Source organism: Methylobacterium sp. PvR107 (assembly GCF_017833295.1).
Classification (GTDB): domain Bacteria; phylum Pseudomonadota; class Alphaproteobacteria; order Rhizobiales; family Beijerinckiaceae; genus Methylobacterium.
Genome location: NZ_JAFIBW010000001.1, coordinates 5,203,852 through 5,226,390, shown reverse-complemented (window position 1 = coordinate 5,226,390; position 22,539 = coordinate 5,203,852). Strand labels below are relative to the sequence as shown.

Genomic DNA, 22,539 nt, shown 5'->3' with positions numbered 1-22,539 from the left:
GCGGCGCCCGTGACGAAGCAGCCACATCGGCGCCGTCGCTCGGGTCAATCTGAGGCTCGGCCTTTAAGGAAGATTTGCGTTCGGTATCCGGGCCGCTTTTCGTGAGTCGCCCGTTCTTCCGAGATCGTGGCATTGTCTGATTGCGGACGCTTCCCGCAGAAAATGCAATATCCCCTCGCGTTCATCCGGTGATCGAAGCAGGCTCGGCGTGACGCTTCGTCTCACCTGCCGGCGTCGGCGCGTTTCCGTCCGCTTCTGCGCACCTGACCGTGATGGCTCACCGGAACTGTCTGCTGGCGTCCCTATCCGTCGCGGACGCTGCGCTGCTCGCACCGCATCTCGAAGCCATCGACCTGCCTCTCGGGATGGTTCTGGTGGAACCGGCCAAAGTCATTCCGCACGCGATCTTCATCGAGACCGGCCTGTGCTCCGTGGTGTCGAGCCCTGCGGAGGGAGGGCGCGTGGAGGTCGGGTTGTTCGGCCGCGACGGCATGGCGGTGCCGACGCTGATCCTGGGTGTCGACACGATCCCGCATCAGATCTTCATGCAGGTCGCGGGCCGCGGGCAACGCATCGCCGTCGAGGCCCTGCGCGCGGCCGCCGAGGCCAGCCGGTCACTGCGCGATCTGCTGCTGCGCTACGTGCAGACCTTCCTGGTGCAGGTCGCCCAGACCGCCATCGCCAATGCCGGCACGCCGGCTGAGGAGCGGCTCGCGCGCTGGTTGCTGATGTACCACGATCGGCAGGACGGGGACGATCTGTCGGTCACGCACGAGTTCCTGTCGATCATGCTCGGGGTCCGCCGCCCCACCGTCACGGTGGCGATCCATACGCTGGAAGGGGACGGGCTGATCCGGGCTCGGCGCGGGCGCATCCGGGTCCTGAGCCGCACACGCCTGGAGCAGGCAGCGGGCCACACCTACGGTCCGGCCGAGGCCGAGTACGAGCGCCTGATCGGGCCGCTCAGGGCGCATCACAGAGCGCCGCTATAGGGTACTTTGCCACGACGGCATCGCTCGCGTCGGTGGCCCCGAGCGTATCGGCGCGGTGCGGCGTCGATGAGGGGCAGGTGATCTCTGCGTGATCCGGTGTGTCCGCCGTGCAGTTTCATCGTCCTGGCTTTCAGGACCGGTCGGCAGAGCGATCGCGCAGCCAGCGGCCAAAGGCGGCGGTCCGGGGCTCGCCGCGAATGCCGGCCGCTTCGCCGCGAATCGAGGCCTGCTTTCTCTCAGGGCGTGTGTACGTCCTGACAGTCGCCGCGGCTGCCGGAAGTTTCCGTCACGGTGTGTCCGCTGGAGAGGCACTTCGGCATGGGTGAACAGGCGGCTCTGCGATCCAGGGCCGGTGCGGTTTGACCCACTCACAGGTTGGCGACGGCGGAAGCGAGGCGGATCACGCTCCGTGTTTGCCGGTGAGGCCAAGCCTAAGCTTCCGACGCGTGGCGGCGGTCTGCATCTGGCGGCGCAGGTTCGGGACGAGGCCGGCAGCGTCGTCTTCCGCGCCCGCCTCGCTCTCGATCTGGAGTGGCAGGCCGCCGTCGACTGATCCGAGGGCCTACCAGCCGCAATTGGGCATCGGCGGCTGCGGTTTGGCCAAGGCGCCCTTCTCGATCTTCACCATCGGTCCCCAGGCGTATTTCTGCGCGTACGGCGTCACGTTGGCGAACAGGCAGCCGAGCTGGAAATGGGTCGCCCCCATCTCGCCCGAGAAGCCCATGCAGTCGAGGAACGTCCAGGTCTTCGGCACCGGCGTCATCGACCGCCAGCGCGGCATCGCCACCGGCGAGCAGACTTTCACGGCTCCGGCGCCGTCATCCGCGTCGAGGGCGTCGCCGGGACGCGGCTCGACGGCCCAGGCGGCGGTCGCCAGCGGAAGCCATACCGCGAAGGCGCGGCACGCCATTCCCGCCGGGGTGAAGCCATGTCGGATCATCGGATCAGCGCATCGTCCGCCACAGCGCCGCGAGGATCGCGAAGCCGATCACGTTATAGAGGATCACCCAGAGCCACACACCCAGGATGGCGCGGCTCGGCTGGCGCGGCCTTTGACGGCCGAGGCGCAGCCGGTTCCGATCCTCCGGTGTCGGCCAGATGGCGCTCTTAGGCGCCCGGAGCAGACGCGTGAGCGTCTCGGGCAGGTGCGGATCGGGCGGTCGTTCGCCGTTCATGACGGACTCGCATGCGTCGTCGGATCGGCCGGGGCACGATCGAGGCTATCCCGCGCCGGCCGGCCCGGTCCGGCACAGCGCTGAACCCGCCGGTCAGAGGACCGTTCCGGGGGCCTCCGGATCGTACCGATACGCCCAGGTCTCTGAGAGCAGCCGGTCGCCGGCCTTGAGCTGCAGTCGCATCTCGACCGGGTCCGGACCGTCGGCGTAGACCTTGAGGAAGACCCGCCAGGGGCTCGGCTTGCCGTAGGGGGCCCAGGTGGCGCCGACCTCCTCGGCGCTGCCGCGCGAGAGCGTGAGGACGATCTGGGCCTTCTCGGGATCGAGGCCCGCCAGGGCCGCGCCCTCGAATTCCAGCATGAATTGCCGCACCAGATTGGCGCGGCCGGGGCGCCGGTCGGTCTCGGCGAGCCAGGATCCCTTGGTCGCCCGCGTCGCCACGCAGCGGGCGAGATCGGTCGCGACCGGCTCCTGCACCGGCCAGCGCAGGCGGTAGGCGAAGCTGCGCTCTTCGCCGGCCTGCGGCGGATCGGCCGGGACCCACATCGCGCCGATGTTGTCGTCGGTCTCCTGATGGGTCGGGATCTCGACCAGCTGTACGCTGCCCTGGCCCCAATCCCCTTGCGGCTCGACCCAGATATCCGGCCGGTTCTCCTCGAAGCCGTCGTCGATGTAGTGGTCGAAGGACCGGTCCCGCTGGAGCAGGCCGAACCCCCTCGGCGACCGGTCGGCGAAGGCGCTGACGCTGAGCCGCGGCGGGTTGTTGAGCGGCCGCCAGATGATCTCGCCGCTGCCGGTCTGCATCAGGAGGCCGTCGGAATCGTGCACCTCGGGCCGCCAGTCGCTGGCGAGGAACCGGCTCATCCCCTCCGCGTACCAGAGCATCGAGGTCAGCGGCGCCACGCCGAACCGCTCGACGGAGCGGCGCATGTAGAGCGTGCAGGCGACGTCGATGACGACGTGCGGCGCCTTGCGGGCGATGAAGCGGTAGGCGCCGGTCAGGCTCGGGCCTTCGAGCAGGGCCAGCACGGTGACGGCACCTTCCGAGGCCGGGCTGACGTAGAACCGGGTGAAGACCGGAAATTCCTCGGTCCTGCCCGGGCCCGGCGCGGTGTCGATGGCGATGCCGCGGGCGGAGGCGCCGTATTGCTGCCCGTCGCCGGCGGCGCGAAAATAGGACGCGCCGAGGAAGGCCAGCCAGTCGGCATCGTCGCCGGGTTGCCCGGCCGGGGCCTTCTGGAACCGGAAGCCGGCGAATCCCGCTCCGTCCGGAACGTCCTTGGCCGGATTGCCGGCTGGGTAGGTGAACAGGTCGTGGCTGTAGAGCACCTCGCGGGCCTGCCCGCCCTCCAGGGCGAAGACCTTCACGGGGTGTCGGAAGAAGTTGCCAAGATGGAAGAAGGTCACCGGATAGGGGTTGTCGGCGAACAGCGCCCGGCCCGGCGGATAGCGGATCTCCTGCAGCGGCCCGTAGGTCAGGGCGTCGAGGGCCTTCGCGGCGGGCGCCTCTTGTGGCGGCGCGTAGGGCCGGTCGCGCAGGCTCCGGGCGAGGTCGTTCAGCCGGTCGAGATCCATGGGTTCCGGCGACCCGAGACGCGGGCCGCCGGCAGCGGCCCGGACGGTGCCGGGGAAGGGAGTGAGAGCCAGGAGCCCGAGGGCGGTCAGGACGCGGCGCGTGATCAAGCGGATGCCTCGGCGATTCGACCCGGGCTTCGCGGCCCGCGTCGCGCTCTAGCCATGCCGGGGCGGCGGCGCAATTTCCTCAGCCGCCGATCAGCTCCGCGGCCCGCACGTGCTCGTGGCACCGGTCGTCGACCAGAGATCCGCCCCGCCGCCCGGGGCGCACTGACCCGGCGTTGCCAGCGTGATCAGCTTGGACAGCGCGCGCGCCTCGTCCTCTTGGTAGCCGATCTCCCCGACAATGCGGCCGGTCTTGTCGAACAGCGCGACGGTGGCCGAATGCTCCATCGTGTAGTCGCCGTCCTTCGTCGGCACGCGTTTGTAGGCGACGTGGTAGGCATCCGCCATGCGGGCGACCTGATCGGGCGTGCCGACGAAGCCGCGGATGCGGGAATCGAACGATGCCAGGTAGTCGCGCAGGGACCCGGGCGTATCGCGCTCCGGGTCGAGCGTGACGAAGACCACGTTGAGGCGGTCCGCGTCGCGGCCCATCCGGCCGAGGGCGCCGGCCAGGGTGGCGAGCGTCGTCGGGCAGACCTCCGGGCAGTGCGTGAAGCCGAAGAACAGGGCGGTCGGCTTGCCCAGGAGATCGGCCTGGCTCACCGGCCGGCCGTCGAGATCCGCCATGGTGAAGGCGCCCCCGGTCTTGCGCGGATGGCTGAAGCGCGAGCCCTGCTGCAGGACGATCGCCCCCGTGCCGGTGGCGACCGCCGCGATGAGGGCGGCAGAGGCGATGAGGGCGATCGGGCTCGGTGCCATGCTGTGACCTGCGAGGGCGCATCGTTGCCCGCAATATGGGGTGCGTGTCGATCCCCGCGATGTCGCTGCGGCGCCGCGGCGGCGCGGGGAACTCGCCCCGGCCGGCCCGGTTGGCAGCATACCGCCGGTCACGGGCATCCCGCGTCGAACGCGTCGGCGCCCGGACGGGGTACCTCCTTGCCCGCACGGATTCCGGCGGGGCTCGGCCCGGTCGAGCCGCATCACGAACAGCCATGGGAGCCGCCTCAGATGGCCCAGCAGATCCCTGTCGACCCGAAGGCCCGGGCCGATGATCCGCGACGCGACGCCGAGCGGGACGACGCCACCCACGCCATCACCCACGACGTGGCCTATCAGCGTCATGGTCTCGTCAACGTGGTCTTCGTCGGCGAGCCCGGCGCGGGCGACCGCGGCTGGGTGCTGGTCGATGCCGGCGTGATGGGCTCGAAGCGGGCCATCGCGGCGGCCGCGCGGGCCCGCTTCGGCGAGGGCGCGCGCCCATCCGCGATCGTGCAGACGCACGGCCATTTCGACCATGTCGGCGTGCTGGAGGATCTGGCCGCGCAGTGGGACGTCCCGGTCTACGCGCACGCGCTGGAGCGGCCCTATCTCGACGGCAGCGCCGCCTATCCGACGCCCGATCCCAGCGTCGGCGGCGGCCTGCTCGGCCGCCTGTCACCGCTCTTCCCGACCCGGCCGGTGGATGTGTCGAAAAACCTGACGGATCTGCCGGAGGACGGGACGGTGCCGCCGCTGCCCGGCTGGCGCTGGATTCACACGCCGGGCCATGCGCCGGGTCACATCTCCCTCTGGCGCGCGGCCGACCGGACGCTCATCGTCGGCGACGCCTTCGTGACGACCGCGCAGGAATCCGTCTATGCGGTGGCGGTCCAGGAGCCCGAACTGCACGGACCGCCGATGTACCTGACGATCGACTGGGACGCGGCGCGCCTGTCCGTCCGGACGCTGGCGGCGCTCGATCCGGAGCGGGTCATCACCGGCCACGGCCGTCCGCTCCAGGGACCGGAAATGCGCCGCGCCCTCTCGGCTTTGACGGAGGATTTCGACCGGGTCGCGGTCCCGAAGCACGGCCGCTTCGTGGAGGAACCGCTCCGCGCCGCGGACGGCTCCGCCTACAAGCCGCCGCGGTAATTGCGGCGCGGCGCAGGCGGGTCCGAAGCCGGGGGAGCGCGCCGGAGGCGGGCGACCCAGACCTGCGAGCGGTGCGCAATCTGGCCGCGTCGGTGTGTCCGGATCCCGGGTTCCGCTGCGCGGCCCCGGGATGACGGCGTGATCGGCACGGGCCGGCCCTTCCTACGAGGCCAGGGCAAGGTCCTCTGTCGGGCCGACCGCGTCGCCCTCCGCGCTCAGCACGATGTCCATCTCGGCCTTGGGCATGGCGTGGCCGAAGAGGTAGCCCTGCCCGAAATGGCAGCCCTGGTCCGACAGCCAGTCGAGGCTCGCATCCGTCTCGATGCCTTCCGCCGTGGTGGAGAGACCGAGGCTCGTCCCGAGCTTGATGATGGCGTCGACCAGCTTGGCGCGCTCGTCGCTCATCGTGATCGCGTCGACGTAGCTCCGGTCGATCTTCAGCTTGTCGAACTTCAGTTCGCGGAGGTGATACAGGCTGGAATAGCCGGTGCCGAAATCGTCCAGCGCGATGCGCACGCCGAGCTGCCGCAGCGACAGGAGGGTGGCGCGCGTCGCCTCCAGGTCCTGGATCAGGGCGCTCTCGGTGATCTCCACCTCGAGGCGCTGGGGTGGGAAGCCGGTCTCGGTGAGGATCGCCAGGATGCGCTGAGCCAGCCACGCGTCCTGGAACTGGTGCGGCGCGATGTTCACCGCGAGGATCAGGTGGGGCGGCCAGGCGCGCGCATCGAGGCAGGCGCGCCGGATCAGGCTGTAGCTGAGGTCGGCGATCATCCCGGTCTCCTCGGCAATCGAGATGAATTCCGCCGGTCCGACCAAGCCGCGGGTCGGGTGCCGCCAGCGCGCCAGCACCTCCACGCCCACGATCGTCTTCCCGGGCAGGGAGACCACCGGCTGGTAATAGGGCTCGATCGCCCCGGTCTCGATGGCGGCGCGCAGCTCCGTCTCGGTCCGGGCCCGGGCGCGGAGCTCCTCGTCCATCGTGCTCCGGAAGAAGCGGTAATTGCCGCGGCCGTCCTTCTTGCCCTGGTACATCGCGAGATCGGCCGCATGGAGCACGGCGTCGGGATCCGCGTGGCTGGCGGCCACGACCGCGACGCCGACTGTGGCGCCGACCTTGAGGTCGTTCTGGTTCCAGGAGACCGGCTGGGAGATGGTGGCGATGACGGCTTGCGCGAGGCGCGTCAGCCCTTCGCTGCCCTGCTCGACCGGAACCAGCATGGCGAACTCGTCGCCGCCCAGCCGGGCCGCAACCCCGCCGGCGGGCAGCAGCCGCTGAAGGCGCTCGGCCACGGCGCAGAGGACCGCATTGCCGGCCGCGTGACCGTAGAGGTCGTTGACCGGCTTGAACCGGTCGAGGTCGATCAGCAGGACGGCGGACGATGGCTCCGCACTGAGGATCGCCTGCGCCCGCTCGACCGCATCGATGAAGCGGCGGCGGTTGGCCAGCCCGGTCAGCCCGTCATGCCGCGCGATCGCCTCGGCCTGCGCGGCCGCCGCGTCGCGCTGGAGCATCAGCCGGCGGAGCAGGATGGATTTGCGAACGCTGGCGCCAAACAGGGCCACGCCCATGCAGGCGGCGAGCATCAGCAAGTCGTTGAGGCCGTAGGCGGCCATCGCGGCGTTCAGAGAGTCGAACGTTCCGAGCGTGACGCCGACGAACCAGATTCCCGCGCCGATGACGAGCAGGCACAGGGTTTCGTACAGCTCGCCGCGGCCCCACGCGGTCGACGTCTCGTTCAACATTCTTTGTGTCCGTATTCCAAGACACGGACAAAGCATGTCAAATGCTAAGAGGCTGTGAACTTCAGGATCGCAAAAGTCTCTGCTTCGATCAACAGCTCTATTGTTTTGGTTGATGCCCGATTAAGGCGATACGGCACGCCCGCCGAGCCCCGGCGTTGTGACGGCACAGGTCTCGGCCGACACCGGGGACTGGCCGTCGCCCTGGCCGGAGTTGCCGCTCGCGGCCGATGTCGTGGTGACCGTCTCGGCCCCGGTGGCGCCCGGCGCGATGACGAGGTCGGCATCGTTCCCGGGCGTATTCGGCCGGATCTCGGTGATGGCACCGGTCGTACGCGGGCCGACGAGACCCGGTCCGGTTGGCACGCCCGTCTGGGCGAAAGCGCTGGCTGACAGGGTCAACGGCAGCGTCATGGGAAGGAGCACGGCCAAGGCCGCGGCTGGATTGCGCATTTGATGTCTCTGGTTCGGCAATGCGCGACTGCGGCTACCGTCTTGGCCCGTAAACCGAGGGACAAGCAGCAGGGGATGGTCGATCAATCGGCGGGAACGAATCCGGTTTCTGTATAAACCCACACGCAAGGATGTTTAAGGTGCAGAACCGCTCCACGACCCAGTTCGTCCTCACGGCGCCGCAGATCTACGAGACCAAGAACGTGCTGTATCACGATGGCGACGTCGTGCACGTGGCGAGCAACGAGGGCTATACCGTCAAGCAGAACGGCAAGGGCGAGATCCGTGCGCGGACGAACGCTGCGGGTCAGTACCCGTTCGGCTGCACCAGCCTGAACGACACGTCCAAGCCGTTCCGGGGTACCCTGACGCTGACCCGGGCGGCCCGGTAGCCGAAGGCCTTCAGCGCCGCCGGAGCGGGCCGTCCGGCTCCTCCTCGGTGGGCAGCTCGCAGCGATTGTGGATGTCGGTGGCGGCCACGGCACCGTGCGCCATCGCCACCACCACCTGATCGAGCCCGCGCACCACGCCGCCGGCGGCGTAGAGTCCCGGCACGCTCGTCCGGTTGTGCTCGTCGACCGTAAGCGCCCCCGTGCCGTCGTGCTCTGCGCCGAGGGCGCGCGCGAGGTCGGAGCGGAGCTTCAGTCCGAGGGCCGAGTACAGCACCTCGAACCGGTGCTCCGCGCCGTCGGCGGTGCGCAGCAGGGTGATGCGGCGGTGCTCGATATCGAGGCCGACGACCGGCGCATGGACGACCGCGATGCCGTGGTCGCGCGCACGCTTGCGTGCCGCTCCGTCGAGGTGCAGATCCTGGCCCAGGGTCAGCAGCGTCACGTCCTGGGCGTAGGTGCGCGCCACGAATACCGCCTCGCCGAGACCCCGGTCGCCGCGGCCGATGACGGCGATGCGCTTGCCCCGCGCCTCATAGCCGTCGCAGATCGGGCAGTAGCGCACCAGCCCGCGCCGGATCGCGTCCGGCAGGTCGGGCAGGTCCGGCTCGACATCCTCGGCGCCGGTGGCGAGGAGAACCCGCCGGGCCTCGATCGTGCGGGTGCCGGTTTGCCCCTCTGCCCGGACGGTGGCGCGCAACCCGTCCGGCCCCCGCGCGAGGTCCGTGACGAGCCCTGGCAGGATCGTCCCGCCGTAGCGGGCGAGGTGCGCGCGCTGACGTTCGAGGATCTCGGTGCCCGAGATTCCGTCGGCGAAGACCGGGATGTTGTGGCTGACCGAAATCCACCCGGTCCGGGACCGGCCCGCATCCACCACGAGGCAGCTGCGGCCGAAACGCGCGAGGTAGAGCGCCGCGGTCAGGCCGGCCGGCCCGCCGCCGACGATGAGGCAGTCGAGCGGTCGCCCCGCCGAGAGCCGGTCCTGCGGCATGGCCCATCCGAACGTGATGACGCATCTGAGCCAACGACCCGTTCGGGCCGCCCGGGGTTCCCCGTTCTGCCGGCGCGGCCCGGGTCAAAATCGGCGGCGCCGCTCCGCCGAAGACGGATCCTCCGACAGCGCCGATCCTTTGCGCTACCGGCCGCGTCACCGGTGGGGAACCCGCCCTCCCCCCGGGCGGAGTCCGGGCGCAGGGTCCCGGCGGGGAGGCCCCGTCGCTAGGATCCGGCCCGGGCCGTCACCGCGTAGGCGCGCTCCGGGTCCGGCTCGTTCGAGATCGCCCAGGATGCGAGAACGAACGCCATGAAGAACAGGAAGTATTGATTGACCGAGAGTTCCTCGAACATCATCGACGGGATGAGGAACAGGGCGCTGTAGGTCAGAAGCGGGCCGGAGACGGCTGGCGCCAGAAGGATCCGCACCAGCCCGGCGATCAGCAGCAGCGCCGCGGCGATCCCGGATTGCAGCGCGAGCGAGACGAAGGCGTTGTGCGGCGTCACGAGGCCGGTCAGCGCGCGCAGTTCGTCCCGCCGGGCGACCTCGCCGAGGCCGAACGGGTATTCGACGACGAGCTGGAGCGCGGTGATGCCCGACAGGAAGCGCTCGTCGGCATTGCCGGCGACGTTGGTGTCCTCGGTGAAGCGCCGCTCGATCGCCTGCGCCAGCGTCCCGGGCAGCGGGATCTCGCCGGTCAGCGACCAGGCGAGGAGCAGGCCGCCGAGCACGCCGAGGACGGCCAGGACCAGTGAGGGTCGAAGATTGCGCCGCATCAGCACGGCCAGGACGAAGAGCGGCATGAACAGGCCGGCGCGATTGTTGGTCAGCGGGAAGCTTGCCAGCAGCGCGGCGAAGTAGACGAGGTAGATCACCCGCAGGCGGTAGCGCAGGCTCAGCAGCAGAGCGGCCGCGCCGCCGAGCGCGAAAACGTGGCCCGTCTCGTTGCCGGAGATCCAGAGGCCGCCCAGCTTGTCCTGGAAGAAGAGCTTCAGCTCCTCGTCGACGCCGTCCAGCGGAACCGCGAGGCCGAAGCGCTCCAGGGATGCGCCCGTCGAGGCGAGGAACAGCACCGCCAGGGAGGCCAGCATGCCCATGAGGAGGCCGATGCAGAACGCGTTCTCGATCCGCCGGTCGCGGAACAGCACCAGCAAGATGAACGCCTGGACGACGTAGAGCAGCAGCACGAGCGTCAGGTAGACGTCGCCGCCCTGCTGGTGGGCCTTCAGCACGATGGAGGCGCCGAGCAGCACGACGATGGCGCCGATCGGCGCAACGTTGCGCAGGGCTTCCGCGATCACCGCGCGGCGCAGCCCCAGCCAGGGAATGAGGAGGAACGGCAGGAGGTCGGACAGGCGCTGGAACGGCAGCCCGAAGCTCGATGTCAGCACGTTGAATTGGAGCGCGAGGCCCAGCAGGAACACGGCCGCGCGGTCGGCGGCGGCGGACAGGGCCGGTGCCTCGTCCCGGATCGGCAGCGCCTGTCCCATCATCGTTCCGAACCGTCCGAACGCGCGATGCGCCGCCGAGGGCCGGCGCCGGGCGAGGCGGAAGTCTCCGCAACCCGGACCGGCCGATGGCGGCCCTGCACGCACAGTCTCGCCGATAAAGGTTGGCGGAGCGTGCAGATCAGGCTCAACGGCGCATGAAGAAGCCGACAGCGCTGCGGACCGTGTCCCGCATGAAAGTCTGGGCCAACGCCGCGTAGGCCAGGACGCCGATTGCGACGGCCGCGAACAGGCCGAGCCGGTCGCCGAGGGCGGCGTGGATCGGGGCCTGGACCACAAGGACGAAGCCCGCCATCGCCGTCGCGCAGGCCGTGACCGGCAGGAGCACCCGGGCGAGATGCCGGTTGCTCACCGGCACGAAGCGCCCCGCGCCGATCACGATGGCGGGCGAGAACAGGTAGGCCCGCGCCACATGCCCGATCGCCAGCGCCGCGAGACCGAAGGGGGCCGTCGCGACGGAGGCGAGCGCGCCAAGGCCGAACTGGGCCCCCGCGAGCCGCAGCGCCGTTCCGTTGCGTCCGAGCGCCGTGAAGATCATCCAGAGCATCGAGGTCGCGACGAATTCGGGCGCGAGGAGCGCCAGCATCCGCAGCACCGGGGCGGCCTCGTGCCACTGATCGCCGAACAGGAACGGGATCAGTGTCGGGGCGACGGCCGCCATGCCGAACAGGGCCGGCACCGCCACGAAGGCGGAGGCCGCGGTGAAGCCGTAGAAGGCCGTCGCGAGCTCCGCCGGCCGGTCCTGAAGCCGGGCATAGGTGGTCAGGCCGACCGTGGTCAGGGGGATGACCGCGACCTGGCTGACGAGGTCGATGCAGCGCCAGGCGAGGCGCAGATAGCCGACATCGGTCGCTGAGAGGAAATAGGCGGCGACCACCTCCTGGCTGCGGATCGATACCACCAGCAGGAGATAGGTGCAGAACACCCGCGAGCCGAAGGCGATCTGCGCGCGCGCGGCCGCGACGTTCACCCGGCGTGCCGGGATCCAGCGGGACGCCGCCCAGGTCAGGAGCGTCGTCGCTGTGGCGGCCACGAGGCGCTGGATCACGAGGCTCCAGACGCCGTACCCGGCCAAGGCCAGCGACAGGGCGGCCGCGCCACCCAGGATGTTGGCGCCGAGGGCGCGCAGGGCGAGCTTGCGGAAGCCGAAGCTGCGCTGCAGGCGGGCCTCGTGGATGGCCCCCGCGGCGGTGATCACGAAGCAGGCCGAGAGCGCGCACAGGACCGGGCGCAGTTCCGGCAGGTCGAAGATCCAGGCGATCGGCCCAGACAGGACGACCAGCGCCGCCATGCACAGGCCGCCCGCCGCGAGCATGACCCAGAAGGCGGTGGCGGCGAAATCCTCGTCGCAATCGGCCCGCTGCACCACCGCGTCCGGCAGTCCGCACCGGGCGACGATCTGCAGGATGTCGATGAACACGGCGGCGATCGCCACCATGCCGAATTCCGCCGGCCCGATCAGGCGCGCGAGCACGAGGAATACCCCGAAACTCAGGACGACGTTGCCAACGGAGGCGAGCGCCACCCAGCGGGCCGCGTCGAAGGAGCGGCCGGTCACGTCGGCACCGGCGCCGAGGCCCGCGATGTTCTCGGAGGCATCTGCGGCCGCCGCGGCCTCGGTCAGAACCGGTGCGCCGGCGCTCACGAACGAGCCGCCCGGCGCTCGGCGACGAGTTCGGCGTAGAGGTCGAGGTACTTCTCGGCGACGCGCTCCGAGGTCGACTCGCGGATGACGTGCTGGAACGCGCGCTCGTCCGGGAGGTCGCCGCGGCCCCGTGCCATCACGGCCTGCAGCCGCGCCGCCAGATCGGCATCGTCCCCCGGTGTGAACAACCAATCGGCATTGTCCTCGCCGATCAGCTCGGGGATCCCGCCCGAGGCGGCACCGATGACCGGCACGCCCATCGTGTAGGCCTCGTAGATCGTCCGCGGGGACGGCTCGGCCCAGAACGAGGGCACGACCAGCACGTCGAGCGCGCTCAGGAAATCGGCCGGCTTCGCCCAGCCGACGAACTCGATCGGCAGGCCGGCGGCCTGTGCCTTGAAGCGCTCGATCGAGTCGTCCATGGCGTGGCCGGCCACGAGGCAGCGCCAGTTGCCGGGCCCGATCCGGCGGAAGGCGTCGATCAGCGTGCCGACCCCCTTCTCGACGTTGATCCGGCCGAGATAGCCGAAGGTCATCGGCTGCGCCGACCGGTCGATGCGGCGCCGTGCCTCGGCATCGCCGTCCGGGACCGTGCAGGAATAGAAGATCACCCGGCGGCGCTCCGGCGCGAGGTGCGTGAACAGCCCGTGATCGGCATGGGTCTTGAGGATCTCGGTGCCGACGCTGACGACCGCGTCCACGGAGCGATTGGTGATCTGCTTGCCGGCATTGACCACCTTGCAGCCGAGGTGCCACCGGTCGCACGGCTTGCCGTTCCGGAACATCGCGGCGTTGCCGCAGATCAGGTCGTACTCGCAGACCGTGTGGACGATCGGGATCCCGCGCTTGGCGGCCTCGCGCCAGACCAGGGTCGAGACGTCGAGGAGCGAATGCGTGTTGACGATGTCGGGCCGGAAATCGTCCAGGACCCGCCCGAACTCGGCCGCGACCGCGAAGTTCCACTGCTGCTTGAGCTTCGCCCAGGCGCGGCCGACCCGGCTCGCCTTGGGCCAGTCCTCCAGCCAGAAATCGTTGTGGTGCGCCATCCGGTAAACCGTGACGCCGCCGCGTACGGCCTTGGGCTCCGGCTCCCGGGCGATGCAGGCCGCCGCCACGCTGTGGCCGGCCGCTGCCAGCTCCTCGGCGAGGTGCTCCACCGAGCGCTCGGCGCCGCCGACGATGTAGGGCGGATAGAGGGCGCTCAGATGCAGGATCCGGAGCGGTCCCGTAACGGCGCGATGCGTGGTGCCATCGACCGCTGCGCCGGAGGCGGAGGCGTGGCCCCTGTCCAGCAGGCTGCGTGCGAAGGCCGGTGCCAGGGAGGAGGCCGTCATGGGCGGAACTCGCTGAGTTGCGGGCGGCCGGAAGAGGCCAGGACCGTGGCTGACTGGGTGGCGGCGCGGGCGGCGGCGTAGAGGTCGAGGTAGGCGGCCGCCACTCTGGCCGGGTCGGTGCCGTCGCGGATGACGGCGGCTCGCGCCAGACCGTCGGCGAGGCAGGCGGGCTCCGCGATGATCCGGGCCATCGCGGCCGCGAGCGCGGGAGCGTCGCCGGGCGGGACGAGCCAGGGACCCGGTCCGATCTGCTCGCCGATGCCGCCGATGGCGGTCCCGATCACCGGCACGCCGCGCCCGTAGGCCTCCGCCACCGTTCGGCCGAAGGGTTCGGGCCAAATCGGTGGGACGACGAGGCAATCCACCCCGTCGAGGAAGGCATCGCGCTCCGCGTGGCCCAGGAAGGACACCGGCAGACCTTCCGTCGGGGCGCGATAGCGGTCGAGCCCGTCCACGGCGCGCCCGGCGACGGCGAGGCGCCATCCCTGTGCCGGGAGCAGCCGGCAGGCGTCGAACAGGATGTCGGCGCCTTTGCTGGCCTCGATGCGCCCGAGGAAGCCGAAGGTGACCGGCGCACCGGGCGCCCGGGGCCGACGGTTCGCGGGCAAGCCCGGCTCGATCGGGTTCCAGATCACCCGCTGGAGATCCGCCGGGACCGCGTCGAAGAAGCCGGCGGCGCGATGGCGGGCCAGGAGATCCGCGCCGACGGTCGCGACGGCCGAGACCGCGCGCTGGCACCGGCGGTGCGGCTCCGCGTAGAGCCGGCACTTGAGATGCTGCCCCGCGCAGGCCTGGCCGTGGCGGGTCATCGCGCCGTTGGTGCAGAGGCTGGTGAAGTCGTGCAGCGTGTGCACCACCGGCACGCCGAGCCGTCGGAGCAGGGGCCAGACCGCCGGGGGCAGTTCCGAGAGCGAGTGGGTGTTCACCAGATCGGGCTCGAAATCCCGCACCGCTTGGCTGAGCTGGACGAGGCTGTGCCGGTTCCACTGCGCGGCGAGCTTGTAGCGGAGCCGGTCGAGGCGTCCGCGCTGCGGCCAGTCGAGGATGTGGAACGGCGTCCCGTAGCCCATCCGGTAAACCGCGACGCCGTCCTGACGGACCGGCGCTTCGACCTGCCGGGACGCGCAGGCGACCGCCACGGCGTGGCCGAGGCCGGCCTGCGTGCGGGCGAGCGTCTCGACCATCAGCTCGGCGCCGCCGACCTGCTCGGGTGGGTAGAGCGAGCTAAGGTGCAGGATGCGCATGCGGCACCTCCCGGGCGGGCGTCGCGCGACTGGCTTCCGCGAGGGCATCGAGGAGCACGGCCTCGTAGCGCCGGGCGGTCTCGGCCCAGCTGTAGAGCCGGACATTGTCGTGCCCGCGCGCGATCAGCGTGTCGCGCAGGCCGGGCTCGTCGAGCAGACGGCACAGGCATCGGGTGAGTGCCGCGGGATCGGCCGGGTCGAAGGTCAGCGCACCCGCGCCCGCGATCTCCGGGGTCGCCGACCGGTCCGAGCAGATCACCGGGCAGCCGAGCGCCTGCGCCTCCAGGACCGGCAGACAGAAGCCCTCCGCGAAGGACGGCACGCACAGGCAAAGGGCGTCCCGGTAGAGGGCGGCCAGCCGGCCCTCGCCGATCCGGGACAGGCGCGTCAGCGCCACCGGGGCGCCGTCGAGGGCGGCGGCGATCGTCTCGTCCGGGTCCTCGCCGACGTGGACGATGCGGATATCCGCCCGCCCGAGCGCCGCCACGGCCCGGGCCAGCGTCGCGAAGTTCTTGTTGTAGAGCGCGTTCCCGACCGCGAGTACGAACGGTCCCGCGGGGATATCGGTGGCCGCATCCACAATCGCCGGGTCGAGCATCGGCGCGGAGGGCACGGCGTCGGTCCGGCCGGCGAGCGAGGGGTAGCAGCGCCCGAGGTCGCGCCGGGTCGTCTCCGAGACGGCGATCACCCGGGCGCTATTGCCGAGGACGAGGCGGAAGATCGGATCGGTCGTGAGCGCCTCGCGCGAGCCGATCCGGTCGGGCATCGTGCGGAAATAGAGGTCGTGAACGACGCTGACCCGCGCCCGCGCGCCGAACGCGGCGCCGTAGGGATCGGCGTTCAACACCACGTCGATGCCGCGGGCGCGGCAGAGCGCCGGAACCGTGACGGCCTGGCGCAGGACGTCGAGCAGCATGATGCGCGGGCGCGGCACCGTGACGACCGCAACCCTGTCCCGGATCGCCGGGGGCAACTGGTCGCGACTCCAGGGCGAGCGGAGCACGATTTCGAAGGTGCCGCGCGCGACCAGCCCGGCGATGACCCGGAAGGCGACGAGCGCGACGCCCGACGGCCGGCTGGCGAACTGGCTGGGCATGTTCACGAGGACGCGCGGCATGGCGGCTCTGGCGACTCGGTCGTGAGAGAAGGATGGCCCGCCCGTCAGGGTCGGGCAGAAACCTGAAGAATCAGCTTCGCGAGGTCGCGCTGCATGGCGGCGGCCCCGAAGTGGGACAGCGCCCGCGTGCGGGCCAGTCGGGTGCGCGTGGCCGCAGCGTCCGGATCTTCGAACAGGTCGGCGAGCGCTGCGGCGAGGCGATCGGGCCGCCGGGGCGGGACGAGGATGCCGGCCGCGCCGTTGTCCAGGATCTCCGCGGAGGCGCCCGCGTCGGTGGCGATCACCGGCACGCCGGCGAGCATCGCCTCGACGAGGGTCCGGCCGAACGGCTCGGGATCCACCGACGGGTGCACGACCGCGTCGACCGCCTGCATCAGGCGGGGAACGTCGGCCCGTTGGCCGAGGAACAGCACGCGGTCCGAGAGGCCCAGCGCCGCGACGCGCGCGCGAAGTTCCGCCGCATAGGCATCCTCGCCGAACAGAGCCGTGCCCACCACGATGCAGCGGACGCCCGGAAGCGCCGCCAGGGCGTCGATGACGACGTCCTGCCCCTTCCAGGGCGCGAGGCGGCTGAACACGCCGACGAGCGGTCCCGCGGGCAGGCAGAGTTCCGCGCGCAGCGCGGTCGGCCCGCGCGGGTCCAGGTCGAGATCGAGGCCGTTCGGCACGATCGTGACCCGGGAGCGCCGCCCGCCGGCGCGCACGAAGGCGTCCGCCGCTGCGCGGGAGGGGACGATGACCCGGGCCGCGCAGGCGTTGGCGAGGCGCACCTGTACGGCCCGCTGGATTCGGCCGAAATGGGCGCCGTCGAGGATGTCGTGCAGGTGCCAGATGAGCGGGCGGCCGGCCAAGCGCGCGGGCAGCGCCGAGAGCAGGAAGGCCTTCTGCGAGTTGGCGTAGACCACGTCGCAATCGCGCGTCGCGCCGAAGATCTCGACCGCGATGGCTGCCAGCCGCTTCAGCACGGGCAGCGCCCGCACCGGGGATGCGTCGCGGCGCAGGCTCGAGAGACCGGCTCCGCGACGAGCGACCCGCGTCTCGAGACCCAGATCGCGCAGGGCCTCACCCAACGCGCCGTCCTCGAACAGGAACGCCTTGGCGTCCGTCCAGGAGCGCACGGCGTCGCGCAGGACCAGCTCCGCCCCCGACATCGTGGCGGTGTGGCTCACGAACAGGACGCGCGGGCGGGTGCTGCGTCCGGGCCCGGCGACCCACGCGCCGGGCGCGGTGCCGTGCTCCGGGAGCCCGTCCGCGGGACAGGAACCCGTCATCGGGCGGCCCCGGCGTGGCGGGGTTCCGGGAGCGGCATCGCGTCGTAGGTCATCTGCCGGCCGGGATTCACCATGGTCATGGCGATACCGAGCACGTGTCCGCCAGCCTGACGCAGGTTCGCCACGGTCTCGACGGTGTCGGACAGCTGCGAGTGGCCGTAGCGGGTGCAGCAGAGCACGCCGTCCACGTGACGGGCGAGCATCGCGGCGTCCATCAGCAGGCTGGTCGGCGGGCTGTCGAGGAGGACGAGATCGTAGCGACGGCTCCAGCGCAGGAAGTCGGTCATCCGGGCGCTCATCAGCAGCTCGGTGGAATCCGGGGTGGGCGTTCCGGCCGGGATGACGTCGAAGGCGCCGGCCGAGACGACGGCCTCGGCCGGGTCGATCTCACCGCGCAGGATCCCGCCGAGCCCCGGCCCGCGTCCGAGCCCGAGCGACGCCTCGAAGTTCGGCCGGCGCAGGTCGCACTCGACCACCAGCACGCGGCGCCCGCCGGTCGAGCCGATGCCGGCCAGGGCGAAGGCCGTGAACGACTTGCCTTCGCGGGGCTTCGACGAGGTCACGAGCACGACCCGGGATTCGCTCCCGCCGGCAAGCATCAGATGTGCGTGCAGGTTGCGCAGGACGTTCTGCATCAGCGGCTCGACCCGCGCCCGGTCCAGGGCCTCGGCGAGCTGAAGCTCCCGGTGCCGGTCGGAGAAGCGGCCGACGAGGCCCGGGGCTTCCAGGTACGGCAGCTGGGCGAAGACCGGAGCGCCGGTGCCGGCCAGGATCTGGGACGGCGTGCGGACCCGCTGGTCGGTGGAGTCGCGCAGCAGCGCCGCGGCCGCGGCCAGGACGCCCGCGAGCACGATTCCGCCCGCCACGAAAGGCACGGCCTTGGGCGAGGACGGCTCCTGAGGCAGTTCGGCCAGGCTGACCAGCCGCGTGCTTCCCGTGAGGATGCGCCGCTCGGTCTCCAGCTCGCCCGCCCGCTTCACCAAGTCGGCGTAGCGGGTGCGCTTGATCTCCGCGTTGCGCACCATGCCCTCGATCGAGGCCTCGTCGTCCATGGCGGCGGCGGCCTCGGTCTTGGCGGTGTCCAGCTGGGCGCGCAGCGACTTAGCGAGGGCGTTCGAGGCCTCGTAGGACTTGCGCAGGCCCCGCGCGACATTGGTGATTTCCTGCTCGATGCGCTCGCGCAGGCTGGTCTGCTCGGTCACGAGCGCCCGGATCGCCGGATGGTTCGCGCCGAGCAGCGTGCTCTGGTTGGAGAGCTGCGCGCTGACGGTGCTGAGCTGCTGCTTGAGGGCGATGACGGTCTGGCTGGCCAGGACCGCCGGGGCGCTCTCGGCGCCGCGTCCGCCGCGGCTCTCGATCTCGCCGAGACGCGCGGCGGCGTCGGCCTTGGCGGCCTCGGCGGCGTTGAGCTGCTGGCTGATGCTGGTGAGCCGCTCGGCGCTGATCGGAGCGCTCGACCCCTTCAGCAGGCCCTTGCGGCGCCGATAGGTCTGGATCCGCGTCTCGTCCCCGCGGATCGACGCGTCGAGCTGCGTGATCTCGGTGTGCAGCCAGTCCGACGCGGCCTTGCGGCTCGAGGCCTGCGCCTCGCGCTGATCCTCGAGGAACGCGTTGATGAGCGCATTGGCCATCGTCTTCGCCACTTCGGGCAAAGGCGACCTGTAGGCGATGGTGATGATGCGCGAGCGTCCGGAGCTGGTGACCGTGTAGCGCTTGAGCAGATACTCGACCAGCGCGTCGTGATTGCTCGTCAGCGTCGTGCACGCCGCCTGCTTCGACTCCGAGATCTCCTCCGGCCGACCCCGCGTGGCGACATAGCGGCACTCGTCCATCACCGCTGCGGGCAGGCCGCTGTCGATGGCGAGCCGCAGCAGCCGCGGCGAACGGATCACCAGGATCTGGCTCTCGATGTCGGCCGGATCGCCGAGCTTCTGGATCCAGGCCATCGAGGCGTTGTGGGCGCCGGGCTCGGCCTCCGCAACGATGACCGAGCCGGTCGCGACGTATTGCGGCTGGATGATCATCAGGGCGGTCGCCGCCAGGGCGAGGACGAGCGTGAACACCGCCGCGAACAGATAGCGGCGCCGCCAGATCCGCGTCAGGGGCGCGGCGAGCGTGCCGCGGCGGTCCGGCCCCGCGGGGGCGGCGGAGGCCCGGGCCGGGACCCGGTTCGCCATATCGACAGTCAGGAACGACATCTGCCTTGCCCTCAGCCGACAGCTTCGAGGCGCGGCAGAACGCGCGGCCGCGTCTCACAGGAGGCCCGGTGAAGCGCCATCTGCTCGTCGACGAAGGTCGAGAACCGGGCCCGGAACAGCTCGGCCGAGAAGAGCTCGGCCTGAGCACGACACGCCTCGCGGCTGAAGTGTCCCTCCTGCTGGAGGAAGCCGCGCACGCAATCCGCAATGGATTGCGGTTCGGGCGTCTCGAAGAACATCCCGGTGCGATGGGGGCCGCGCACCTGGACCGTCTCCCGGGCGCCGCCGCGGCCGAGCGCGAGGACCGGCGTGCCCTCGGCGGAGGCTTCGAGCACGATGATCCCGAAATCCTCCTCCGCCGCAAAGATGAAGGCACGGGCCGTCGCCATGAGATGGCGCAGCTCGTCGTCGGAGACGAAGCCCGAGAAGGAGACGTTGGGCCCGGCGATCTCCCGCAGATGCGCGGCATCCGGACCGCTGCCGGCGACCACGAGCTCGAGGTCGGGCAGCAGCGCGAAGGCGCGGACCACCGCCTCGACATTCTTGTAGGGAACGAGGCGGCTGGCGACGAGGAAGTGGTTTCCGCGCGGTCCCTCGAAGCGCTGGCGCGATAGGGTGATGGGCGGGTGGATCACCTCGGCCGAGCGGCCGTAGACCTTCTGGATGCGTCGCGCCACGAAGGCCGAATTCGCCACGAGCGCGTTCGGACCGGACGCCGTGCGGACGTCCCACAAACGCATCTGGTGCAGGATCAGGCGGGCGATCACGCTCTTGATGCCGGCGTCGCAGCCGCTTTCCCGCAGGTAGGTGTGCTGCAGGTCCCAGGCGTAACGCATCGGCGAGTGGACATAGGAGACGTGAAGCTGGTCCGGCCCGGTGAGGACGCCTTTCGCCACCGCGTAGCTGCTCGAGATCACGAGGTCGTAGCCGGCCAGATCGAACTGCTCGATCGCGAGCGGCATCAACGGCAGGTAGTTCCGGTGCCGGGTCCGCGCGAAGGGCATGCGCTGGATGAAGCTGGTCCGCGCATGCTCGTAGCCGAGCCGTGCCCGATCCTCCTCGGGCAGGAAATCGAACAGCGCATACACGTCGGCGCCGGGGTAGATTCTCAGCAGTTGCTCGAGGACGCGCTCGGCGCCTCCGACGACATACAGCCAGTCGTGAACAATCGCGACACGCATCGCAGCTTCCTCGTGGATGTGCCGGACGCTGGGAGAAGCGGTTCCGTCCCGGAGTCTCAGACCGGTCGATGTCTCTGACCGGCGCGCACAGAGATACTAGGGACCAGGACGATAAAAAAGAAGTCAATACGAACTTGAAATCTGCAGAGCGATGTCAAGCCACCCATAAACTGCGATAGTAGTGTTAATTTAAGCGCTGCATTAAGGTTAAATTCCGCTCGGATCTCTGTCCCGTCCAGGCGATCCGGCCGTCCACGTTGCGCGCAGGCTGGCCGATGCCGTGCGGTGCCTGCGGGACAGGGCTGCGTTCGCCGACGCCCGTGCCGCCGATCCCGGATCAGGGGGTGAGCGCGCTCGGCAGGGATGCGGGACGGATCCGTCGCTCGTACCGCCGCCGCAGGGCCGCGCTCCCGGGTCTCTCGACGGACCGGAACAGCAGATCCCCGACGAGCGCCGCCGCCGCGAATGCGCTGACGAAGATCAGGGCGGCGCTCACGATGCCCGGTGTCACCAGAGCCGACACGATCTTGGCTGCGCTGTGCAGCAGCACGTTGTGGATCAGATAGAACGAGTAGCTGGCGTTGCCCTGTGCGAACAACCAGCGCGCACGCAGCACGATTCCGGCGCGCTCCAGAAGGAGCATGGCGCCGACGATCAGGACCGCCGCGGAGCCCCAGACCAGCGGCCGGTAGAAGCCCTGCAGCTCGGGACTCACGCCCAGGGCATAGGCGCCGCCCTGTCCGCCGAGAAGCAGAAGCGCGGCTGCGAGGAAGGCCACGCTGGCGATGCGTCGGACCGGAAACCTGGCGGGCGGATGGCCAAAGCGCTCATACGCGTAGCCGAGCCCGATTCCGAACGCGAACTCGATCACGATCGGCTTCGTGTAGAACGCCCAGTAGATTCCCGGCATCGGGACGAGCCCGAGCAGGATCAAGCCAAGGAAAACGACGGCCGCCGCCAGCGCCCGATGCGCGGCCGTCGGGATCAGCAGCAGCGCCGCGAAGACTGCATAGAAGAACATCTCGTAGTTGAGCGTCCACCCGACCGAGTTCAGCGGTTCAATGTAGCCGCCCCGTGAGAACGGCAGGAAGGCCAGCGATTGCAGCAGGTATTCCGGCCGGAACTCCACGATCCCGACGGGCCTCAGTCCGGCCAGTGCCATGAGGGCGAGGCCGAGGGTGACCAGCCAGTAGACCGGGACGACGCGCGCCGCCCGCCGCACCAGGAACGCGCCGGGGCGCTCGGCGCGCCCGCTCGTGCTGACGAACATGATGAAGCCGGACAGGACGAAGAAGATGTCCACGCCGGCCGCGCCGAAGGCGAGGAGGTCCGGCCGCGGCAGGACCGGGCCGGCGTAGAGGCTGAAGTGCAGCAGGAACACGAGGTAGGCCGCGAGGGCGCGCAGGACTTGCAGGTTGTAGATCATGCGCGTCGGCCACCCGCGGGTCTCGATCCGCCCGGCCCGGGCGAGACCGCGGCACCATGCGAGAGCGGGGCCGGACAAGTCACGGATTCTCAGGAAACGTGCTGAATAGGCTGCCACCGTGCGTTGTGAGAACACGGCATTTCACTCATCGCGAGGCGTAATCACATCCATTTGTGTGCAGAGACAATAAAAACGGCTCGACAGAAAGTCATTGGAAAGGTGTCGGCGCTGAAAGTGGGGCGCTCGCACTGCCCCGGCCAGCGGCCTCCGGCACGGCCTGC

General features: G+C 70.4%; 20 protein-coding genes. 4 read left to right on the top strand and 16 right to left on the bottom strand.

Features of this window, described 5'->3' with window-relative positions; all coding sequences use genetic code 11:
* Positions 1 to 272: 272 nt before the first annotated feature.
* Positions 273 to 992: a Crp/Fnr family transcriptional regulator gene (locus tag JOE48_RS24740; protein ID WP_210033689.1), complete on the top strand. Its 720-nt coding sequence runs from the start codon at positions 273 to 275 to the stop codon at positions 990 to 992.
* A 409-nt stretch (positions 993 to 1,401) separates the two neighbouring features.
* Complete coding sequence (locus JOE48_RS24735; RefSeq protein ID WP_210036143.1) at positions 1,402 to 1,545, top strand: hypothetical protein; 144 nt, start codon at positions 1,402 to 1,404, stop codon at positions 1,543 to 1,545.
* A 9-nt stretch (positions 1,546 to 1,554) separates the two neighbouring features.
* On the opposite strand, the gene JOE48_RS24730 is transcribed toward JOE48_RS24735, so the two are convergent.
* The 4 genes from JOE48_RS24730 to JOE48_RS24715 all read right to left on the bottom strand — a co-directional run bounded on the left by JOE48_RS24730 (position 1,555) and on the right by JOE48_RS24715 (position 4,606).
* Positions 1,555 to 1,932, bottom strand: coding sequence for a hypothetical protein (locus JOE48_RS24730; RefSeq protein WP_210033686.1), 378 nt, complete (start codon positions 1,930 to 1,932; stop codon positions 1,555 to 1,557).
* A 4-nt stretch (positions 1,933 to 1,936) separates the two neighbouring features.
* Complete coding sequence (locus JOE48_RS24725; RefSeq protein ID WP_210033684.1) at positions 1,937 to 2,167, bottom strand: hypothetical protein; 231 nt, start codon at positions 2,165 to 2,167, stop codon at positions 1,937 to 1,939.
* Positions 2,168 to 2,260: 93 nt separating this feature from the next.
* A complete protein-coding gene (locus tag JOE48_RS24720; protein WP_210033683.1) occupies positions 2,261 to 3,850 on the bottom strand; it encodes a glucan biosynthesis protein in 1,590 nt (529 codons plus the stop codon).
* A 90-nt stretch (positions 3,851 to 3,940) separates the two neighbouring features.
* Positions 3,941 to 4,606, bottom strand: a complete 666-nt coding sequence (locus JOE48_RS24715) for an SCO family protein (RefSeq protein WP_210033681.1) — start codon at positions 4,604 to 4,606, stop codon at positions 3,941 to 3,943.
* A gap of 249 nt (positions 4,607 to 4,855) precedes the next feature.
* Here JOE48_RS24715 and JOE48_RS24710 point away from each other — a divergent pair, with 249 nt between their 5' ends.
* Positions 4,856 to 5,758, top strand: a complete 903-nt coding sequence (locus tag JOE48_RS24710; protein WP_210033679.1) for an MBL fold metallo-hydrolase — start codon at positions 4,856 to 4,858, stop codon at positions 5,756 to 5,758.
* A gap of 162 nt (positions 5,759 to 5,920) precedes the next feature.
* Here the strand turns inward: JOE48_RS24710 and JOE48_RS24705 are convergent, their stop codons facing one another.
* Both JOE48_RS24705 and JOE48_RS24700 read right to left on the bottom strand, forming a co-directional pair.
* The gene (locus JOE48_RS24705) at positions 5,921 to 7,501 is read right to left on the bottom strand and encodes a putative bifunctional diguanylate cyclase/phosphodiesterase (RefSeq protein WP_210033676.1); all 1,581 of its coding nucleotides are present in this window, start codon (positions 7,499 to 7,501) and stop codon (positions 5,921 to 5,923) included.
* A gap of 120 nt (positions 7,502 to 7,621) precedes the next feature.
* Positions 7,622 to 7,951 carry a hypothetical protein gene (locus JOE48_RS24700; RefSeq protein WP_210033674.1) on the bottom strand — a complete coding sequence of 110 codons (330 nt, stop codon included), beginning with the start codon at positions 7,949 to 7,951 and terminating at the stop codon, positions 7,622 to 7,624.
* 140 nt (positions 7,952 to 8,091) lie between these two features.
* On the opposite strand from JOE48_RS24700, the gene JOE48_RS24695 reads away from it, so the two are divergent.
* Positions 8,092 to 8,343, top strand: coding sequence for a hypothetical protein (locus JOE48_RS24695; protein ID WP_210033673.1), 252 nt, complete (start codon positions 8,092 to 8,094; stop codon positions 8,341 to 8,343).
* Between the two features lie 10 nt (positions 8,344 to 8,353).
* Here the strand turns inward: JOE48_RS24695 and JOE48_RS24690 are convergent, their stop codons facing one another.
* The 10 genes from JOE48_RS24690 to JOE48_RS24645 all read right to left on the bottom strand — a co-directional run bounded on the left by JOE48_RS24690 (position 8,354) and on the right by JOE48_RS24645 (position 22,336).
* Positions 8,354 to 9,331 (bottom strand): NAD(P)/FAD-dependent oxidoreductase, encoded by a 978-nt coding sequence (locus JOE48_RS24690; RefSeq protein ID WP_210033672.1) that lies wholly within the window; start codon positions 9,329 to 9,331, stop codon positions 8,354 to 8,356.
* Between the two features lie 227 nt (positions 9,332 to 9,558).
* On the bottom strand, positions 9,559 to 10,827 hold the full coding sequence (locus JOE48_RS24685; RefSeq protein WP_210033669.1) for a hypothetical protein: 1,269 nt from the start codon (positions 10,825 to 10,827) through the stop codon (positions 9,559 to 9,561).
* Between the two features lie 142 nt (positions 10,828 to 10,969).
* Positions 10,970 to 12,487, bottom strand: coding sequence for a lipopolysaccharide biosynthesis protein (locus JOE48_RS24680; protein WP_210033668.1), 1,518 nt, complete (start codon positions 12,485 to 12,487; stop codon positions 10,970 to 10,972).
* Complete coding sequence (locus JOE48_RS24675) at positions 12,484 to 13,821, bottom strand: glycosyltransferase family 4 protein (RefSeq protein WP_210033665.1); 1,338 nt, start codon at positions 13,819 to 13,821, stop codon at positions 12,484 to 12,486. Before JOE48_RS24675 ends, JOE48_RS24680 begins: the two co-directional genes overlap by 4 nt.
* On the bottom strand, positions 13,818 to 15,065 hold the full coding sequence (locus tag JOE48_RS24670; protein WP_210033663.1) for a glycosyltransferase family 4 protein: 1,248 nt from the start codon (positions 15,063 to 15,065) through the stop codon (positions 13,818 to 13,820). Before JOE48_RS24670 ends, JOE48_RS24675 begins: the two co-directional genes overlap by 4 nt.
* Complete coding sequence (locus tag JOE48_RS24665; protein WP_210033661.1) at positions 15,046 to 16,182, bottom strand: glycosyltransferase family 1 protein; 1,137 nt, start codon at positions 16,180 to 16,182, stop codon at positions 15,046 to 15,048. The genes JOE48_RS24670 and JOE48_RS24665 overlap by 20 nt, the downstream gene beginning before the upstream one ends.
* Positions 16,183 to 16,226: 44 nt before the next feature.
* Positions 16,227 to 17,453, bottom strand: coding sequence for a glycosyltransferase family 4 protein (locus JOE48_RS24660; RefSeq protein WP_210033659.1), 1,227 nt, complete (start codon positions 17,451 to 17,453; stop codon positions 16,227 to 16,229).
* Positions 17,450 to 19,651 (bottom strand): polysaccharide biosynthesis tyrosine autokinase, encoded by a 2,202-nt coding sequence (locus tag JOE48_RS24655; RefSeq protein ID WP_210033658.1) that lies wholly within the window; start codon positions 19,649 to 19,651, stop codon positions 17,450 to 17,452. Before JOE48_RS24655 ends, JOE48_RS24660 begins: the two co-directional genes overlap by 4 nt.
* Before the next feature lie 11 nt (positions 19,652 to 19,662).
* Complete coding sequence (locus JOE48_RS24650) at positions 19,663 to 20,832, bottom strand: glycosyltransferase (RefSeq protein WP_210033657.1); 1,170 nt, start codon at positions 20,830 to 20,832, stop codon at positions 19,663 to 19,665.
* Between the two features lie 337 nt (positions 20,833 to 21,169).
* Positions 21,170 to 22,336 (bottom strand): acyltransferase family protein, encoded by a 1,167-nt coding sequence (locus tag JOE48_RS24645; RefSeq protein ID WP_245252949.1) that lies wholly within the window; start codon positions 22,334 to 22,336, stop codon positions 21,170 to 21,172.
* Between the last annotated feature and the right edge of the window lie 203 nt (positions 22,337 to 22,539).

Excerpts from the sequence above, each read along its gene's own strand:
- JOE48_RS24700 (WP_210033674.1), bottom strand. The coding sequence starts at position 7,951 with ATGCGCAATCCAGCCGCGGCCTTGGCCGTGCTCCTTCCCATGACGCTG.
- JOE48_RS24690 (WP_210033672.1), bottom strand. The coding sequence starts at position 9,331 with ATGCCGCAGGACCGGCTCTCGGCGGGGCGACCGCTCGACTGCCTCATC.
- JOE48_RS24685 (WP_210033669.1), bottom strand. The coding sequence starts at position 10,827 with ATGATGGGACAGGCGCTGCCGATCCGGGACGAGGCACCGGCCCTGTCC.
- JOE48_RS24655 (WP_210033658.1), bottom strand. The coding sequence starts at position 19,651 with ATGTCGTTCCTGACTGTCGATATGGCGAACCGGGTCCCGGCCCGGGCC.
- JOE48_RS24660 (WP_210033659.1), bottom strand. The coding sequence starts at position 17,453 with ATGACGGGTTCCTGTCCCGCGGACGGGCTCCCGGAGCACGGCACCGCG.
- JOE48_RS24725 (WP_210033684.1), bottom strand. The coding sequence starts at position 2,167 with ATGAACGGCGAACGACCGCCCGATCCGCACCTGCCCGAGACGCTCACG.
- JOE48_RS24740 (WP_210033689.1), top strand. The coding sequence starts at position 273 with ATGGCTCACCGGAACTGTCTGCTGGCGTCCCTATCCGTCGCGGACGCT.
- JOE48_RS24675 (WP_210033665.1), bottom strand. The coding sequence starts at position 13,821 with ATGACGGCCTCCTCCCTGGCACCGGCCTTCGCACGCAGCCTGCTGGAC.
- JOE48_RS24710 (WP_210033679.1), top strand. The coding sequence starts at position 4,856 with ATGGCCCAGCAGATCCCTGTCGACCCGAAGGCCCGGGCCGATGATCCG.
- JOE48_RS24670 (WP_210033663.1), bottom strand. The coding sequence starts at position 15,065 with ATGCGCATCCTGCACCTTAGCTCGCTCTACCCACCCGAGCAGGTCGGC.
- JOE48_RS24665 (WP_210033661.1), bottom strand. The coding sequence starts at position 16,182 with ATGCCGCGCGTCCTCGTGAACATGCCCAGCCAGTTCGCCAGCCGGCCG.
- JOE48_RS24715 (WP_210033681.1), bottom strand. The coding sequence starts at position 4,606 with ATGGCACCGAGCCCGATCGCCCTCATCGCCTCTGCCGCCCTCATCGCG.
- JOE48_RS24705 (WP_210033676.1), bottom strand. The coding sequence starts at position 7,501 with ATGTTGAACGAGACGTCGACCGCGTGGGGCCGCGGCGAGCTGTACGAA.
- JOE48_RS24730 (WP_210033686.1), bottom strand. The coding sequence starts at position 1,932 with ATGATCCGACATGGCTTCACCCCGGCGGGAATGGCGTGCCGCGCCTTC.
- JOE48_RS24650 (WP_210033657.1), bottom strand. The coding sequence starts at position 20,832 with ATGCGTGTCGCGATTGTTCACGACTGGCTGTATGTCGTCGGAGGCGCC.